General features: G+C 28.8%; 15 protein-coding genes. 8 read left to right on the top strand and 7 right to left on the bottom strand.

What is annotated here, in order from left to right; translation table 4 throughout:
- Positions 1-2: 2 nt before the first annotated feature.
- From H9M94_RS00870 to H9M94_RS00850, 5 genes are read left to right on the top strand one after another with little or no spacing between them, the layout of a single operon-like run.
- Positions 3-3,077, top strand: a complete 3,075-nt coding sequence (locus tag H9M94_RS00870) for an ABC transporter substrate-binding protein (RefSeq protein ID WP_187469719.1) — start codon at positions 3-5, stop codon at positions 3,075-3,077.
- 15 nt (positions 3,078-3,092) lie between these two features.
- On the top strand, positions 3,093-4,130 hold the full coding sequence (locus H9M94_RS00865; protein WP_187469718.1) for an ABC transporter permease: 1,038 nt from the start codon (positions 3,093-3,095) through the stop codon (positions 4,128-4,130).
- Positions 4,130-5,185 carry an ABC transporter permease gene (locus tag H9M94_RS00860; RefSeq protein ID WP_187469717.1) on the top strand — a complete coding sequence of 352 codons (1,056 nt, stop codon included), beginning with the start codon at positions 4,130-4,132 and terminating at the stop codon, positions 5,183-5,185. Before H9M94_RS00865 ends, H9M94_RS00860 begins: the two co-directional genes overlap by 1 nt.
- Before the next feature lie 11 nt (positions 5,186-5,196).
- Entirely contained in the window at positions 5,197-6,450 is a 1,254-nt protein-coding gene (locus H9M94_RS00855) for an ABC transporter ATP-binding protein (protein ID WP_187469716.1), read from the top strand.
- 5 nt (positions 6,451-6,455) lie between these two features.
- The gene (locus H9M94_RS00850; RefSeq protein ID WP_255483468.1) at positions 6,456-7,793 is read left to right on the top strand and encodes an ABC transporter ATP-binding protein; all 1,338 of its coding nucleotides are present in this window, start codon (positions 6,456-6,458) and stop codon (positions 7,791-7,793) included.
- Positions 7,794-8,254: 461 nt separating this feature from the next.
- On the opposite strand, the gene H9M94_RS00845 is transcribed toward H9M94_RS00850, so the two are convergent.
- From H9M94_RS00845 to H9M94_RS00815, 7 genes are all read right to left on the bottom strand, one after another.
- On the bottom strand, positions 8,255-8,980 hold the full coding sequence (locus tag H9M94_RS00845; RefSeq protein ID WP_187469715.1) for a hypothetical protein: 726 nt from the start codon (positions 8,978-8,980) through the stop codon (positions 8,255-8,257).
- Positions 8,981-9,193: 213 nt separating this feature from the next.
- A complete protein-coding gene (locus H9M94_RS00840; RefSeq protein WP_187469714.1) occupies positions 9,194-9,943 on the bottom strand; it encodes an MAG0920 family protein in 750 nt (249 codons plus the stop codon).
- A gap of 230 nt (positions 9,944-10,173) precedes the next feature.
- A complete protein-coding gene (locus H9M94_RS00835) occupies positions 10,174-11,001 on the bottom strand; it encodes an MAGa7180 family putative nuclease (RefSeq protein WP_187469713.1) in 828 nt (275 codons plus the stop codon).
- Between the two features lie 113 nt (positions 11,002-11,114).
- Positions 11,115-13,292 (bottom strand): 5'-nucleotidase C-terminal domain-containing protein, encoded by a 2,178-nt coding sequence (locus tag H9M94_RS00830; protein ID WP_187469712.1) that lies wholly within the window; start codon positions 13,290-13,292, stop codon positions 11,115-11,117.
- 290 nt (positions 13,293-13,582) lie between these two features.
- A complete protein-coding gene (locus H9M94_RS00825; RefSeq protein ID WP_187469711.1) occupies positions 13,583-13,975 on the bottom strand; it encodes a hypothetical protein in 393 nt (130 codons plus the stop codon).
- A 113-nt stretch (positions 13,976-14,088) separates the two neighbouring features.
- On the bottom strand, positions 14,089-15,450 hold the full coding sequence (gene asnS / locus H9M94_RS00820) for an asparagine--tRNA ligase (protein WP_187469710.1): 1,362 nt from the start codon (positions 15,448-15,450) through the stop codon (positions 14,089-14,091).
- 15 nt (positions 15,451-15,465) lie between these two features.
- The gene (locus H9M94_RS00815) at positions 15,466-15,930 is read right to left on the bottom strand and encodes a YhcH/YjgK/YiaL family protein (protein WP_187469709.1); all 465 of its coding nucleotides are present in this window, start codon (positions 15,928-15,930) and stop codon (positions 15,466-15,468) included.
- 110 nt (positions 15,931-16,040) lie between these two features.
- Between H9M94_RS00815 and H9M94_RS00810 the strand changes: the two genes are divergently transcribed.
- The 3 genes from H9M94_RS00810 to H9M94_RS00800 all read left to right on the top strand — a co-directional run bounded on the left by H9M94_RS00810 (position 16,041) and on the right by H9M94_RS00800 (position 18,896).
- The gene (locus H9M94_RS00810; protein ID WP_187469708.1) at positions 16,041-16,445 is read left to right on the top strand and encodes a hypothetical protein; all 405 of its coding nucleotides are present in this window, start codon (positions 16,041-16,043) and stop codon (positions 16,443-16,445) included.
- Positions 16,446-16,879: 434 nt separating this feature from the next.
- Positions 16,880-18,175 (top strand): hypothetical protein, encoded by a 1,296-nt coding sequence (locus tag H9M94_RS00805; protein ID WP_187469707.1) that lies wholly within the window; start codon positions 16,880-16,882, stop codon positions 18,173-18,175.
- Between the two features lies 1 nt (position 18,176).
- Positions 18,177-18,896: a pseudouridine synthase gene (locus H9M94_RS00800; protein WP_187469706.1), complete on the top strand. Its 720-nt coding sequence runs from the start codon at positions 18,177-18,179 to the stop codon at positions 18,894-18,896.
- Positions 18,897-18,983: the final 87 nt, after the last annotated feature.

Here is an 18,983-nt window from a genome sequence, read left to right as displayed (position 1 = left end):
CAATGATCAAAAGAAAATTAAGAAAAAAATTATTAATACCACTTACAGTTGCTACTCCATTAACTGTTTTAGCATCTGTATCGTGTGTTGATATATCTAATACTGAAAATACAAAATTACATTCAAATAGACCTGCTGGTGTTAACTATGATTTAGGACTAGCAACAGAGCCGATTAACAACTTAAACTACGTAAAATATAAATCAATGGATAAAATCATTCCATCACTAGTGGATTCATTCATTAAAACTGGACCAAATAGTGCCTTAAAATCAGTTCTTACAACAAATAGATTCAACTTTGGATTAGTCGAAAAACAAAGAAGTGATAAGGATGGTGAAAATTTAGGTTCATCTAATTTTGATGATTTCGCAAAACAAAATGAAAAAGCAATTCTAAGAGATTCAGGAACAGGATTGATTTCAAGTGGTTACTATGAATTAAGTAACTTTGGTCTCGTTGGTGGTATTGGAGCCGCTACATCAAGTTCAGTTATCACAGAAGGATCAACAATTTATGGATTTGTTAACCCACGCAATGCCAATAACTACATGGCATTCACTGGATTTACAAACGCAAAGAAAAATCGTTGAAGCAATGGAGATTTTGTTACATCACAAGACGTGCGTGATTACTTAGAGTACATTCTTGATATTAACACTGGTTCACAAAAACTAGATACTATTAGAAAATACGGTATTCGTGGTGCAGATAAATTTATTGATGCACAAAAAGAATACATTCAGAAATTCAACCAAGCATACAAAAATCCATTCGGCAGAAGAAAATACATTTTTAATGAAGAATTAAACATGTACATCCAAGATCCAAATGATGAAACTATCTGACAAAGTCAAATTTTTGATGAAAAAACAAATGAACCGAAAGATGCTCTTGAAGTAGCTAAAATTAAAGAAGCTGCATTAGAGTTTGGTTTTTATACAGGTCAAGCATTTCTTGATTATGATAATGAAACAATTACAAAAGGTTTAGAACTTGAAGAAAACGCTAAATTTGATGCTAATTTAGAAAAACAACCATTCACAATTCTTCAAGATGGCAAAAAAATCCAAGTTACACTTGTAAAAAATCCATTTGTTAACCCATACCAAAAATTTGAATTCAGACGCGATTCAAAAGGTATTATTAAATCATATTCAAGAGATGAAAACTCATTTACTATGATTTTTGACGAAAACCATACACCAGAACTAGGTTTCTTAGTTTCGACAATTATTACTCACTTATATCCGATTAATAGAAAATATGTTGAAACTCAAGCAGGTGGAATTGATATTTATGGTTCAAAACCTGGTGAATTCCTTACATCTGGACCATTTGTTATTGATGGTGGTAAAAACGGAATTTTACTTGGACCTAACGGATACATCAAACTAGCAAAAAACAAAGAATACTTTGATGTTGAAAACGTAATTTCAAACAAAATTGAAATTCGTTTCTCAACAAACAAAAACTCAAACTCAATTTTCTTTGAAGATGGAATTATTTCACAAACATATATTCCTGCTTCAAAAATTAACGGTTATTGATCAAATGCTGAATTTAAAGAATACCTTAACAAAAACCAAGGTTATGGAACGATTGCATTTGGATTTAACTTAGATAATGAAACAAATGCTGATAGTGCAGTACAAGATCAAGATTTAAGAAATGCAATTTATTATGCAATTAATAGAGAGCAAATTCTTAAAGCAGTGCAATGAGATTTCTCATTCCCTGTAACAACTTGAACAGCATATGGTCAATACAAAACATTCGATGGTAAAAATATCGAAATGTTCTTTGGAGACTTAAAAACTAAAGCAAAAAATAATAAAGAATTCGCATTACAAAACTATGATTTCGTAGAACACTTATCTAAACAATTCAACTTTGAACATACAAAGAGAAAAGATATTGTTTACGATCCGCAAACTGCGAAATTCTACATCGAAAGATATAAAGCAAAACATCCAGAGATCAAAAAAGTTACATTACGTTACATTAACAATGGAACAGATGAACAAAAACAAGCCGGAGCATACTTAAAAGAAATTTTAGCTAAAGAATTTGATAACTTTGTTGAAATTGATCTTAAGAGCTTACCTGAAAATATCTTTGCAAGTTATATTGAAAATGGTTCATACGATATTATTTATCAAAACTATGACCGTATTGGTGGAAATGGTGCTCAAGATTATGTAGCAACATTCTTTAAAAAAGATGAAATTGACACAATCAACCAAAAAGCAATTGCATTTAAAGAAAACCCAGTAGGTTCATATAGCTATGGTGATTATGTTGTACAACTTTACGTTGAAGCAATGCAAACACAACATCCAGAATTTACAAAAGAAGATATTATAGCAAGTGATGTTGCAGCTGCTCAAGCAATTATTAATAATAACGCAACAATCAAAGAAGCTTATGACAAAGCATTAGAATCACAAAGTGCTATTGATATTGTTGAATTTTCAGGACTTTGAAACTCATTAAAATCTGAATTTGAAGCAAAATTCCCTAATGCACATAGATTTACACAAAGATATATTTCTAACTTATTGGAATATCTTGTGGTAAAAAATCCAAAAGTTAAAGCAGCAAGATTAGCAAGAATAGTTATTTCTTACTTACAAGACACAAAAACAGTAGAAGAAATAGCAACAATGACAAATGATACAAATATTAGACTTGATTTCAATAATACAAAATTAAAAGAAGCAAACCCGGATCTTATCATTCCAAACTTCTGAAATAAATTTATTGAATTAGCTTTCATTAAACCAAATGAAACTGTATTTGATTATTCATCAAGAATCAGCTCATTCTTTGCGGGTAACTTTAATGATGAAGAATTAATTGCAAAATGATCACAAGACTATGTGTACTTATTTATAGGTGCATTAGAAAAAGTTGTACGTGATGCTGCAATGGTTATTCCGCTTATGGAAGTTGATACAAACTGAGAAATAACAAAAGTTGGAGGGGTAGATAGTTTATTTACATTCTCACTTCAATATGCTTATGATTATACACGTCCACCTAGAATTGGATTACCTAAGAAAAGACAAGGGTAGAAAGGAGTTTATTTAATGTTTAAATTTAACAAAACAAAATTATCAGATAATGAGGTTCGTTTTTCTAATAAACGTTCACTCACTCTTAGTTTAAAAGATAAACTACTTGCTATTGACTCTCCATTTCTAAAAACAGCGTGAAGAACTTTCAAAATTATGCTTGAGTTCTTTATCATAGGTATAATCGTTATTTCAATTACATTTTTCTTAATCAATGCAGTACCAGGTGAAAACCCTGCATTAAAAGGACTAGATGAACAAGCAAGAAAAGCAAAAGAGATTGCTTTAGGTTTAGATAAACCATTAATTGTTAGGTACTTTAATTACTTAAAAGACTTATTCCATGGTGATTTTGGAGTCTCATTAGTTCTTTTCCCTGATCAACCAATTAACTCATTTATTTGAGAGCGTTTCTATAAATCATTCTTAGTAGGAATTTTCTCAGTTTTATTAACTGTTACAGTTGGTATTTCATTAGGTATTTGAGTTGGTAAAAATCCTGGTGGATGAGTTGATAATATTTCAACAATCGTTGTAAGTATTTTCTCATCAGTTCCATCAATCATTTTTGCCTTATTATTGGTATTCATCGGTAGAGAAGCAGGAATTCCATACGTATTTGATGATAAAAACTTTGCAACGTTCATCTTGCCTGGTCTAGCCTTATCACTTGGAAGTATCATTGTTTATATTAAATACATCAGAACTGAATTAAACCGTGAGTTGAATTCAGTGCATGCTAAATTCGCTTACTTAAAAGGTGTTTCAAGAAACCGTTTCGTTTGAAGACACGCACTTAAACCTGCATTATTCCCAATCGCAACATTCTTCCCCGCTGTTATCTTTGGTTCATTCTTAGGAAGTATCTTTATCGAACAAATCTTCTTAATTCCTGGATCAGGTAACACATTACTTGATGCAATTCAAGGAAAAGATTATCCAGTTATCTTGTTCTTAATTGCTATGTTTGCTTTATTAACTGTTTTATCATATGCATTTAGAGATATTCTTTATGAAGCAATTGATCCTCGTATTAGAAGGAGAGGTGCATAATGGATAAAAACATTAAGAAAAAAGGCAAATTAAACAAATTTGTCTCAAATTGAGCAAATAAAATTCGTCAACGTCAAGATCTTGGTGAAACAAATAAAGAAGCCATGGCTGATATGGCTGCACCAAACCCAATTACACAACCATTTAACTATCAAAGTTGAAAAATAGTTGGTAAAATAATGGACTTTGAAAACGACTTACACATGGGCTCACAAACACGTGCATTCAAAGAGTTTATAAATCGTTTCTCACGTTCATTTGCTGGAGTATTTGGATTTGTAACTTTAATGGTAATTATCTTATTATCAATTATCATTCCATTTACAACTCAAGATCCTAACGCTACAAACCACAATGATGGTAATTTAACATTTAATTCATACGATTCATTCAATATCTATCACTGATTTGGTACAGATGCCGCAGGACGTGATTATTGAGCTAGAATTTGATGAGGTTTAAGGTACTCACTTGCCTTAGCACTTGTCGTTACTGTTATTGAGGTTTCAATTGGTTTAACAATTGGAATCATGATGGGTCACTTTGAGTTCTTTGATAAGATTATGACATTTATCATTAAGGTTATCTCAATTGTTCCAACGATTATTATCTTAATTTTAATGACAATTATTCTACGCCCTAGTTTCTGAGTTATTGTGTTCTCATTATCATTAACTTCATGAACGGGTATGGCAAACCAAATTAGAGCTCAAGTTAAAAGAGCAAAATACTTTGAATGAGTTTCAGCATCTAAAATTCTTGGTACACCAACTTGAAAAGTGCTTAAAAACTACATTCCAGTTATCTTACCAATCTTAATTACACAATTAGTTTTTACAATCCCAGGTGTTGTTTTATCTGAAACATCACTTGCATTCATTGGACTTGCGATTGATGATGTTCCAACATTAGGAAACGTTATCTCTGAAGGTCAAAAAGTATTCCCTGATTACTTAAGATATGTATTTGTTCCATCAACATTCTTAATTTTAATTACAACAAGTGTGCAGCTTATTGGTTCAACAGTTCAAGATGCACTTAGAAGACAAAGATAGGAGTTATATTTATGCAAGATAAAAACAATATTGATACAAATGTAACTACTACAAAGGAACCAAAGAAAAATACATTCAATAAATTAGGAAGACACATTAAAGTTTGATTTGCAAACAAATTCTCATTTTTATCAAATAAGAATGACTTATTTGATTGAGATGAATTCTTAGCAACTACTGAATATCAAGAGTTCGCAGACGGTACAAAATTACCTATTGCAGCCGAAATTAGAGATATTAACCTTAGTTTCACAAACCCTTCACGTCCAGGTGAAAAGAATAAAGTTTTACGTGGACCAAGTATTAAAATTTACGAAGGTAAAGTTCATGCTATCATCGGTGAATCAGGATCAGGTAAATCAGTTATTACATCTCTTTTATATGGTTTAACAGGAGATAATGCTGTTATTGATTCTGGTGAAATCATGTTATACGGAAATCATGTTGAAAAATTCACTACTAAAGATTGAGAAAAATCACACTACCGTGGTAGAGTTGTTTCAGCAGTATTCCAAAACCCAATGTCAACATTAAATCCAACAATGAAAGTTGGAAAACAAATTATGGAAGGTATGCTTATTAATAAAGTTGTTAAAACTAAAAAAGAAGCATACGATAGAGCTGTAGAATTCCTTAGATTAACTAAAATCAACGACCCAGAAGCTGTTATGAAGTTATATCCTCATGAAATGTCTGGGGGAATGATACAGCGTGTTGTTATTGCCGCAATCGTTGCGCTTGAACCTAAAATTTTAGTTATGGACGAACCTACAACAGCACTTGATCCAACTGTTCAAGCCTTAGTGCTTGATGTAATTAAAGAATTACAAGAAAAATTAAAATTATCAATCGTATTCATTACTCACGACCTTGGAGTTGTTGCTTCGATTGCTGATTACATTTCAATTATGTATGCTGGTCAAATTATCGAAGAAGGTAAAGCAAGAGAAATCTTAAAATACCCACAACACCCATATACATGAGGTTTAATCTTAAGTATGCCTGATGTTAACAAAGGTGAAAGACTTGCTACAATTAGAGGTTCAGTACCATCTAGCTTAAATAACATCGTTGGTGATGCATTCGCAGTCAGAAACGATTATGCCTTAGGTAGAGACTTTGAAGTAGAACCAGACTTCTATTGATTATCAGAAACACATAGAGCTAAAACAGCGTTACTTGACGAAAATGCAGAAGAATATCAACCACCTAAGCATATTCTTAAATTATGAAAGGAATTTTTAGCTTCACAAGAAGTTAAATAATAGTTATGCCAAAATTAAATGAAAACATCTATTATGAACAAACTAAAAAATTCCCATTTCGTACAGTAACAACATACAGAAACCTTACAAAAGGTACTGATGAATTAATGAAAGTCGCCCCAGGTAAAGAAGTTTTAGCAAGTTTAAATAATGTTGATATTACTTATGGAACCGGTTCACATGCATTTAGAGCTGTAACTGATTTCAATATTAACATTTACAAAGGTGAAGTTTTAGGGCTTGTTGGTGAATCTGGTTCAGGTAAATCAACAATTGGTAGAGCAATTATCGGACTTACACCACACTCATTTGGGGAAATTAAAATTTTAGATCAAGTATTGCCACACAAAATGAAACGTGGTTTCAAATTTGGTAAAAAATTACGTGACTATAAAAAATTAGAAAACTTTATGGTCAATAAAGTTCAAATGATCTTCCAAGATCCTGCTAACTCATTAAACCCACATAAAAATGTTGAAGCGGTTGTTTCAGAAGGTTTAGTTAATACTAAAAACGCAAAAGAAATTTACATATATAACTATGATCAAGATGTAGTTAAAGAAGTTTATTCATATTTAAATCAAGAAACACATCCAGAATTATTTGGATGATACAAAAGAGAATTAGATAAAGATATTGCTGTAGATGAAAATGTTGCATTTTCAAGTTTATATCATGACTTCTATGCTAAATTAAAGAAACAAGAAGGTGTTGATGAAGCGCTTGAAGTTCTTAAAAAAGCATATGAAGAAAGAAAAGAACTTAACAAATTATCAGAAACAGATTGTCGTAAAGTTCTTGTTAGAAACATTCTTAAAAGTGTTGGTTTAGATGATTCAGTTCTTAAACGTTACCCACTTGAGTTCTCTGGTGGTCAACAACAACGTATTGGTATCTCACGTGCAGTTGCATTGCGTCCACAATTATTAATTGCCGATGAACCAATTTCAGCACTTGACGTTTCTATCCAAGCTCAAGTAGTAAACATCTTTAATGATTTAAAAGAAAAGTATAATTTAACAATCTTATTTATTGCTCACGACTTGCGTATGGTTGAATATATTTCAGATCGTATCGCAGTTATGAATAAAGGTAGATTACTTGAAGTTGGTTCAACAGATGAAATCATGAACCATTCACTTCATCCATATACAAAATCTTTACTTGATTCAGTTCCATCAATTGACTCAGATAAACAAAGTTTAATTGGTTATGAATATAACCCTTCAATTCATGAATATAGTTATCAAAACCAACCTGAATGAATCAAAATTAATGATGATCACTTTATTTTAGCTACACCAAAAGAACTTGAAGAATGAAAACAAGGTATTTATAAATAATAATTAAAACTAGCTTCTGTAAGCTAGTTTTTTTGTATGTAAAACAGAAGCTTTTCAACTTGTGTGTAGTGATAAAAGAGATAAATACAAAATACACTAAGTAATAAATAAGTAGTTATTCAGTTCAATATATAGTGCTGTTATATATAAAAGTTATTAATTTTTAATAATAAATTTCATATTTCATTTATCTTCTCATTACTTAATGATATACAAAAAAGCACCCATCCAATGCCGACAACAGCGGGTGCATAAAAACGTTTACCCCATTCTTTTAACGTGCCCGGGCTGGGAGTTGTTGTCAACTAATCACATAAATATTATAATGTATAATTCAAATGAATTTACAAAATTTATATTAACTGAGATGTTTTTGTGAAAAAATATCAAAATCAAGAAAACAAGATATAAAAATACTCACTGGATTTATTTTACAGTGAGTATATTTTAATAATTTGATCTTATTTACCACTAATTAGACGATATTCATTAATAAACATATTAATGTTTAAGGGTTGCTTATTTACAGTGCTTTCGTGGTAAATTTGCATCATTAATAAGTATTTGAAGTAATTCTTATTTCACATGATTAAAGGTTTTCTCGGAACCTTGAAACTTGATCTAAAAATTCGAATTCATTTAGGAGAATTATTCATTCTAGAAGCGATATTCGGAGTTGTAATAAAAACAATTCTTCTTGGATGTACGAAACGATATGATTTTTGGAATAATTGGATTTGTTCAAAATTATGTACTTGATCAAAATCAATTTTATTATCTAAAAGAAATTCATCTGAAAGACCTTTATTTGTTTTTTGTCATTGTTTTAGTATTAATAATGGATATTTAATAATAAATAACTCAACAACCAATGAAAATGGAGCTAATAATGCATAAAGCATAAAACCAAGCCCAATAAATAATTTTGTGCCGCCATTTTTATCAGCAAGGATACCAGCAATTAAGAGAAATATACCAAGAATAAGAAGTGTAAAACATAGAATAGAAACAAATATTGTTAAAATTTTATCTAAATGCTTTAATTTTGCAATGTAGTAATCTAGAGTGTTTTCACGAACTTTAATTTTAGATCTAACATATGTTCTAGCAATGTTTGTGTAAATTCATCTAAGCATTTTTAATTCAGAGCTTAGATAATAAAATATTAATAATATTATTGTTATCATACTTTTAAACCTTTCTCCTAGTTGTTTTTAAAAAAATATCATTATGAATATTTGTGCTTGTTCCTAATGATTTAACTAATAATACAATTATAATGTTTTATTATTAAAATACGTTTTATAAGTTAAAAAACCACCACAAATGTTTATTAACTAAATTATGATTAATTTGTCTTAAAAGCAACAAAGTTATTAAAAAATAGGCTATAAACCTATTTAATTTCTTATCTCTCTATTTGCGGCATTATATGCATCATAAAACATATTAATGTTGATTTCATTTTCATTATATGTTGCATTCTCATAATCTTGAATCATGCATGCGTAAATTTGGAATTTATTTGACAAAATTTTTGATTTAAATAATTTTAATTTAAGATCATGTGATTTTAATCTACTTCAATCAAATTCAGCATTTTCTACTTCATTTTTCTTTATTGCACTACCATCGAAAATAATTGTTTTAGTTTTAATGATAATATCATCAGTTTGATTGATTTTAAATTGAGTGTAGTTATCTTTTTCTAATGAATCTAGTTGATTTTCAATTAACCGATCATTTAATAATTCTTTGTTAAAAATTTCTCATTTTTGAAAGAACTTTAACATCCTCAATGTTTTTACAATTGGTGCTAATAATAAAAAAGTAGGAACCATTGTGACAAAAACAGGAACAACACGTTGAAGAATTATAAATCATGTTGTTGTTTTTGTTTCTTTATCAAAACCAAGAACATTAAAGATAAGGAAAACTGAAACTGTAATTACTATAGATATATAAAATATCATTAAAAATATTTCAATTAAAAGTAATCTTTTAATGTATTTTTTTGCTGTTGATAAATATTCATCAGAAACTTTAAGATTATTTTTGATTAAATAACCCCTTCCAATAGTTGAGTTATTAAATAATGTTTCAATTATTGGATTATTTCTGAAGTAATATCAAAATATAAATGCCAGCATTTTACTCCTTTTTATATTGTGTGTCTTAAACAATAAAAGTATTATATATAATTACACGAGTTTTAATGTTAAAAGAATTTAATTCATCTTAAAATACATCATAAAACAACTTTTTTCTAAAAGTTGAAATATAAAACCAGGTGAAGACCTGGCCTATAGAATAAATGAATTTTAATTAAGTTATGAATTATAGCAATGTAATGGCTCTTAGATTTATTAGTTATATTAAATTATGGTTTAATGTCAGGATCAGCTTTTCCTGCTGCTTTTCATTTATTTAACAATCCAATTCATTGTTGCTCATTTTCACAAGCTAAATATTCAATTTGATCACCATTGATTGCAAGATCAAATTTAGGTGAAATTTTAGTGTTTGTATAATGTATATATCACTCTTTAACTTTTTTAATATCATCAATTGCATCTGCTTCATTTAATTTGAATGCATATGTTTCAATATCACGTTGATTAAGATTGATTAATTCAGGATGTTCGTAATCACCTTCATCTGGTTTTAAGAATAATGCAACAATTGCATACTTATCAGCGCCTTTAAGATATGAATATAATTGTGCTTGTTTACGGTATGAAACATCAACACCATCTTTTTTTCAAATTTCTTTTTTCTTTTCTTGTGCTGTTTTAATTTCAAGAATCATATTGTATTTTGGAATAAATCCATCAGGAACCCCACCAATGATTGGATCATTTTTGAAGTAATCATACCCAAAATCTTCTGCGACAAAATTTTCAATTCCATAATCTGGTAATTTTGCTCTTAAGAAATCGAAAATTTTTGGTTCTAATTCAACCCCAGCCTTAACATATTTTTGTGTTAAAACGGGTAATTTTAAACGTGTGATATGACAAAAAGCGCTAAATTCGCTTTTGAAAGCATCTTTGATTAATAAGTCAGAGATACTGCTACCACCCATTTTTTTGTATTTTGTTCATTGATTATTTGAATGAAGATCATCATACATTTTGTCACTTAGGATAATAACTTGGTTATTATAGTCAATTGTATAATGTATATTGTTATAGTATTTTCTAGCCATATAAGTATTGTACAAGATTAATTGAAGTAATTGCTTAAAGAGTTAAATTAATCGCTAAATCATTCAAAAAATGAAAACAAGCGTCCTTAGAACACTTGTTTTTAAATTTATAATTATGCTCCGTGTGTGTGAGCTGGATCTGAAGTTGTTTGAACTGCTGTTTTAATGTTTGTTGATCAATTGTCTTCTGCATTATAAAGTTGTGAATCACTGTTTGCGTAGTAACTTCATTTGTGCATTCCTAAAGCATCTGTAGGTGTTTTACCTTCAATTTCACTTAAGTATGCTCCATATTTTTTGAATGATGCAACTAAATCTTCATATTCTGCTGCTAATACAGCTGTAGATTTAGGATCATTTAATTTAAGCATTTGGTATTGGTCTCCACCAGCTGCGATAAAGTCGTTTGTTGCAATGTAGTAATTTTGTGTTGGAACAACTGCTTTTCCATTAATTAATAATGAATTTTCTTTAAGAATAAATCTGTTTTTTACTCCTTCAGTTACTTCTGGGTTTGGAACAATTTCAAATTTAACATTGCTTGAGAATTGTCCGTATCCACCTGAACCAATTTTAGAGATTGAGTGTTTAATTGTTTGGATAACAACATCACCTGAAACTTTAACAACTGTAAGACGGTTACCAAATGGTGCAATACCTGTTAATTTTCCGTTTGTAATGTCTCCAGCATCAACGTTTGATCTAAGACCACCACCGTTAGCTAATCCGAATGCATTATCTAATGTAATTGGTTCTGTAACTCTTTCAGAAACAGTTTGGTTACTATCTCCAAAGTCTTTAAGAATTGCATCTGCAGCTCATGTACCTAAGTTTGTAGGTCTAATACGTCCTTCTCAGAATGATTCTTTGTAAAGTTCAACTCTTTTTTCTGTGATATTTGTAAATGCAATTGGTGATTTGAATGCAACTACAGAAGCATTTGCAGTGTATTCTGCTTCAAGTGCTTTAACTGCTTTTTCAATTTCGGCATTTAATTTTTCACTTTGAATTTGTAAAAGAATTTGGAAAATATTTCTTTGTGATTGGTGTGGTTCACCAACGATTTGTTTTGTGCTCTTTTGAACGAAGAAGTCTGTTTCAAAGATATTATCTAAGTGAGCTCCTGTTTGAGCGATATATGTCACATTATTTGGTGTAATGTTGTTTTCTTTATAAAGTTTATTAAATGTGTGTGAGTGACCATCAACGATGTAATCTAAACCAGGAAGGTTTTGAGCCAAGTATTTTGATTGTCATTCTGTTTTTGTAGATGGGTTAACTCCTAAGTGAACGATAGCAATTGTAATATCTGCTCCATCTTTTTCAAGTTGTTTAACAATTGGTTTTGTCGCTTCAACTGGATCAATAATATCTAAATATTTAGAGTTTCTTGGGTGTGATGTGAATTTTGCTTCTGGTGTTGTTAAACCAACAATACCAATTTTAAGACCTGAAGGTAATTCAATCATTTTGTGTGTAGGGAATGCTGCTTCACCTGGTTTTGCATTAGGGAATTTTTCTTTAAGTTTTAGTGTTTCAGCATCTGTACCGTTTACCGCATCATTTCATTTAATGTTTGCAGATAAGAATTGTGTTTTGTTTGTGTTTGTGCTACTTTTTGCATATGCATCTTCAATGCTATTGATGTTTTCGTAACCAAAGTCTAATTCATGGTTACCAACTGCTAAACCATCATATCCAATGATTTCAGCGATTTTTGCAATTGTTTTACCGTGGTCATGGTCACTAAGTGGTAATCCTTGTGTTGTGTCCCCACCTGAAAGTAAAAGTTCTTTGTGTGATGTAGCAAGGAATTTTGAAAGGTTTTCCATTCCAATTTCACTTGTATATTTACCTAAGTTTTCTTTAATTCTTCCGTGTTCATCGTTTGTTTGGAATAATTTAACAATTTGAATATCATTACCTTTTAATTTGTCTTGTAAAACTTTAAATTTAGCATCTGCTGTTTTTCTTAATTGTAAAATTTCTGGACTTTTTTCTTTTAATAATTTTGAATATTCATCGTTTAATTTAACTTTTTCTTCATCTGTTTTAGCTTTATTTTTTGCTTTGAATAAATCTTTTAATTTAATAGCATTTTCATCAATTGTTGTATTGTATGCTGTAAATGCTTGTTTGTAATCCTTGTATTCTGGTGTTTCTTTAATTTCATCTAAGCTTAAGTTTGTTTGCTCTTGTTTCTTTTGTTCTTGTGCACATGATATAACAGCTAATGGCGTAGCAACCATAACTGGCAGTACCATAGATAAAGCGAATTTTTTGAGTTTCATTTATGTGGCTCCTAATAAGATTTTTTGAAATAAATAATTATTAATTAAGACTAAAAATAAGTAGTAAAAATGAGTTAAGTGTCTTAATTTTTTGGTAATCAACCTAATTAATTATAAGTAAATTTTTTATATGTTGTTTTATTCTGCATATAAATGTGGAAATTTTTTCATAAATGTGGAACAAATTAATGATTAGATAATATTTTTTATTTTTCAGATCACTATAACTTTCATAAAAGTTATAAAAAACCACAATGCGAAATTGTGGTAAATTATTAATCATTATAGTCTTATTGTGCTTCTTTGTTTGTTTCAAGCTCTTTTAATTCTTGAGCCATTTGTTCTTTTCTTGCTTTTTCTTGTCTATTAATATCAATTAACGCCATTATCATACCGACAAACGATACAATCGGAACCCCAAAACCAACAAGTACCAAGATAAAAGGTGTTTGGTTTTTGAATTTAGAAATTCTAATTGTTATAAGTACTGATAAAACGAATACAGCAATAGTTAACCCATAGAATGATGTTAATAAACTTAAATTACTTGAAATTGTAGTTCAACTTGGGTTTTTTAAATATTCTGTAAAAATAAGTGAAAATGCTGTAATTTGAAGTGCAAGAGAGAAAGTAGCAACAATAAGCCATATGATAATAAGATTTTTTGTGCTTGTTTTTTTCATAAAACTCCTTTATTTCCCCTATATTCAATTGTATTCTTTTTTGTGTTTATTCTAATAAATTAGCGTTTAATGTTTTTTGGTAATAAAAACGACCCAATAGGCCGCTTCATAAATTACATTTTGATATTTCCTGTTGCTCTTGGATATGGAATTGCTTCACGAATGTTTTCTGTTCCTGTCATATACATAACAAGTCTTTCAAAACCAATTCCAAACCCAGATGTTAACATGTGTCCGAATCTACGTAAGTTTAAATATCATTGTAAATCATCTACAGGAATGTTAAGTTCTTCAACTCTTTGTAATAATTTATCATAATCACTTTCACGTTGAGAACCACCAATAAGTTCACCTACTCCAGGAACAAGTAAGTCAAATGCAGCAACTGTTTTTCCATCTTCATTTTGGTGCATATAGAATGCTTTAAAATCTTTAGGGAAGTTGATAACAGCGATTGGGGCATTGTAAACTTTTTCAGTTAAGTATTTTTCATGCTCCGAACCTAAATCAAGTCCAAATTCAATATCTTTGTTTTCAAAGATATCTTTAACTTTTGCTAATTCTGTAATAGCATCTTTATAATCAATAATTTGTAATGGTGTATCAATAAAATGTTGTAAACGATCAATTAAACCATTGTTTGTTACTTGATTTAAGTATTCAATTTCAAATTTATTTTTAGCAAGTGTATTACGAATAACAACTTTAAGCATATCATCAGCTAAATGAATAATGTCTTTTAAATCATAGAATGCTACTTCAGGTTCAATCATTCAAAATTCTGCTAGGTGACGTTTTGTGTTTGATTTTTCTGCTCTAAATGTAGGTCCAAAAGTATAAATCTTATTCATTCCAACCGCATAACTTTCACCATGTAATTGTCCAGTTACACCTAATGTAGCTTTTTTGTTTTTACCAAAGAATGGATCTTTTTCAGTTCCATCTTGAATCATAAATGTTTCACCAGCACCCTCACCATCATTTGAAGTAATAATTGGGCTTGCCATTCAGTGGAAATCTTTATGAATAAAGAATTTATGAATTTCTTGCGCTAATGTTGAGCGAACCAACATAACTGCTCTTAAAATGTTTGTTCTATGTCTTAAGTGTGGTAATTCACGTAATGTTTCAAGGTTGATTTCTTGGTTTTGAATTGGATAATCTTCATCGACTTTTTTGTATCCAACTAATTCATGCGCCATCATTTCGATTGGTTGTGGTGCATTTGGTGTTGCGTTTAATTGACCTTTAATGATTACCGCTGAACCAGGTTTTAATGTGTCAAGTACTTCAAAATCAAAGTTTTCACCTTTAAAAACTACTTGTAAGTTTTTAACTGTTGAACCATCATTTACTTCAATGAAACGAATTTTCTTGTTTCCACGGTTTGATGAAACTCAACCTTTAACTTCTACATCTGTTCACTTGTCATAAAAGTTTGGTTTTAATAAAAATGTTTTTACTGAATGTGTCATATTTAAACTCCTAATTTATTTAATTTTAACTTTAATTATTAATTTCTTTTTATTTGGATAGTTGCTATCTGTATTTAAAACTTTGTGTAATTCTCCAGGGAAAAATAATGCAAAATCTCCTTTTGATACACGAACTTTATTACTATATGTAGGTGTTTTAATAAAAACAACATCATTTGCAGGTATTGCATCTAAAATGTCATTTTCTGAGAATTTTGGTTCAGAATCAAATTCAATAATTTCATCGATATCATTTGCAAATAAATGAATATCAACATGTTGATCATGTAATTCACCAAAATTTACATCTTCATAAAAGGGATTAAAATTCCGTTTAAAAACTTTAATATCTTTTTCTATTTCAAAAAGACCATCTTCATAATCATCAATATTGATGTTTTGCGCAATTTCTAAAGCTTTTTCGAGCGCTTTATTTTCAAATTTATAGTTTTTAATATTGCTTAATTTATCAAAAATCATTTAATCTCCTTTTACTTATTTTTATAAGTAAATTAATTATATAAGTTTTATCTTTTGTTATTAGTAAAACTTTAATTTTTCAAGTAAAATTAAACAAAGGAAAATTATATATGGTTAAAACTTATGATTCATACCCACGTAGATGGGCTTATATTTCAATTTTTTCATTTATTTTAATAGTTGTTTTAGCAATTTTGGCTGGTGTTTTTAAATCATATGCAGACTGAAATAGTAAAGGTTCTGCTAATCCAAACCCTGATTTCCATACTGGAACATTATATTACTATGGACTTATAATCACTGGACTATTATGTGGAATGACAATTTTATTTTACCTCTTCTCAATAGCTGTTATTGCAGTGCATGCTAATCTTTTAAAAGATAAAACAACTTATTGATTAGCAATTATAGGAATTTTATTTGTGTCATTTACAATGATTGTTGCAGCATGCAGAGTTCTTACATTGGAAGAAAAACAAGAAACACCATACAACAAGATGAATATAAATGAATAATTAAATCTAAATTAAGACAGCAAATTAAAGTTGCTGTTTTAATTTTTGTTCTAAAAATAGCTAAAATATGGAAATTAATGGAAACTTATTGACTAGAGTTACTTATTTGCTAATATTTAAGTATAGTGAAAATTATTAATAATACTAGGAATGACCCAGGTGTACTAAGGGTAGTTTATATTATATTTTCACTATCACAATAAAATTATTCTAGTGGATTTTTTAAATTTTAGAAAACCAATAATTATATTATCTGACGATAAAATAAATCTTTTTTATTAAATAATAGTTTTATAATTAATTTTTATCCCTTTAGTGAAAATGAGATTTATCTCATCAAATAATATTAATATGCAAGCATATCCGTTTCTATGCTTGTTTTTCATTGCCTTTTAAATTGCATAATTTGGTAAAATTTAAGCATTAGGAGAAATATGAAATTTGCCAATATAAATTTTGAGATAAATAAGCATAATTCAAAATTACTTAAAGAGATGTCGCAACACTCTCATATGCTTAAACAAATTGAATCTGATTTTGCTAATCAACAAGAAATTATGCAACAAATACCATTGGTTGCAGACTTATTCAGTGATCAAATAGATAATATATCAAGTATTAAAAGTTATCTCAAATTACTTAGAGATATGAAAATTAATACAATTGTGATTATTGCTGATGATCAAGCATCATTGCTTGCAAAAGCAATTTTTGAGATTTTCTTTGGTAAATATAGCAACAGAAAACCACAATTTGAATTAATTTTTATTGATAACTCAATTTCTTCTGAAAATTTGGTAGGTGAATTATTAAATGTTAAAGATAAAATTTACGCAATTAATTATATTTCTAAATCTGGAATTGCAGTTGATACAGGGATTGCATTTAGAGAATTTAGACAAAAATTAATTGATAAATTAAATAAAGATGGCTATGATTCAAAATTCGTTAATCGCTTAATTTATATAACAACAGATAACCAAGATAATGTTTTAAATTCACTTGTTAAATTACATTATTATCCAAAATTCTCAATCAGTCCTAATTCGTCACTGGTTTATAATGCATATAATGCTATTACAATTTTTACTTTGTTAGCCTATGGTGTAGATATAGATGATTATTTGGAATACTCGAAAAGACTTTATAATGAGTTTATTAATACTAAATATAGTAATAATCCAATTTATCAATATGCTTTAGCTAGATATGTTTTATGTGATAAATTAAATTATTCAAATGAGTTTTTAATTGTGAAACAGTTTGAACTTTTAAGCCTAGGAGAATGAGCTCAAATGCTTTTAACCCAAACTAAAAATAAAAATACAAATGCACTAATAACTCAAGCTTTTTTAAATGATAATGATTTTAAAAACAAACAATGAAACACTGGGCAAGAGAATTTTATTTTTAAAACATATATAAATAATTCTGAATTTGATAATTTACAATTTAGCGAATTTATAAAAGGGTATGATATTCTCGAATTTACAAGATCAAGAAAGGAAGATGTTAAAAAACAATTACAAAACATAGATATTGCTGATGAATCTAATTTATTAGAATTACAAATCAATATTGAACGCTTTGATTTACATAATATTATTGATTTAATATTCTTTATTCAATTCAGCTCAATAATATCAGCAATGTTAAGGGGTGTTGATCCATTTAATCAACCTGGTATTCATGTTTATAAACGTAATTTCTATAACATCACATTAAAATAATATGAAACAAGAACGTTTAGATAAATATTTAGCCTTTGCTTTAGGTTTTACACGAAGTGAAGTTAAAAAAGTGATCAAAGATAAATTGATCACTGTAAATGGTGAATTAGTTAATACAATCATCAAAGTTGATCCTGAAAATGATGAAATCAGATACGATGGTGAATTCCTTGAAAATAAAGATAAAAAAGTTTATATGGTAATGAATAAAGCAAAAGATTGTGTATGTGCTAATTGAGATAATATGCATGAAACTGTTTTTGAATATCTTTATGAAGAAGATTCATTATATCGTGATTTACATACAGTTGGACGTTTGGATCTTGATACAACAGGAATTTTATTAATTACTAATGATGGCAAATTCACACATAAGCTTGTAGCTCCAAAAAAACATGTTGAAAAGAAATATAAGGTGACTCTTGACAAAGAGTTTGATGCAGAGTTGATTAAATATTTCGAAAAAGGCTTTGAAATAGATGAAAACGAAGTTGTTAAACCTTCTAAAATCAAAGTTATCGAACCAAATGTTGTACATTTAACTCTTACAGAAGGTAAATATCATCAAGTTAAACGTATGATGGCCAAATTCGACTACACTGTAGTTGAATTAGAAAGAATTGAGTTTTCTTTCTTAAAATTAAATGAACTCAACTTAAAACTTGGTGAATATCGTTATTTAACAAATGAAGAAGTTAAAGAACTATACAAATTGTTTTAAAATAAGCCAACCACAACGTAATAGTTGTGGTTTTTTGTACAAAAAAGTTGACAATTAAATGTCAACTTTGTATTCAGGAATTTATTT

Origin of the sequence: Mycoplasma sp. Pen4 (assembly GCF_014352955.1) — a bacterium.
Classification (GTDB): Bacteria; Bacillota_I; Bacilli_A; order Mycoplasmatales; family Metamycoplasmataceae; genus Mycoplasmopsis.
The sequence above is the reverse complement of the archived record's forward strand: the minus strand, read 5'-3'. Positions and strand labels throughout refer to the sequence as shown.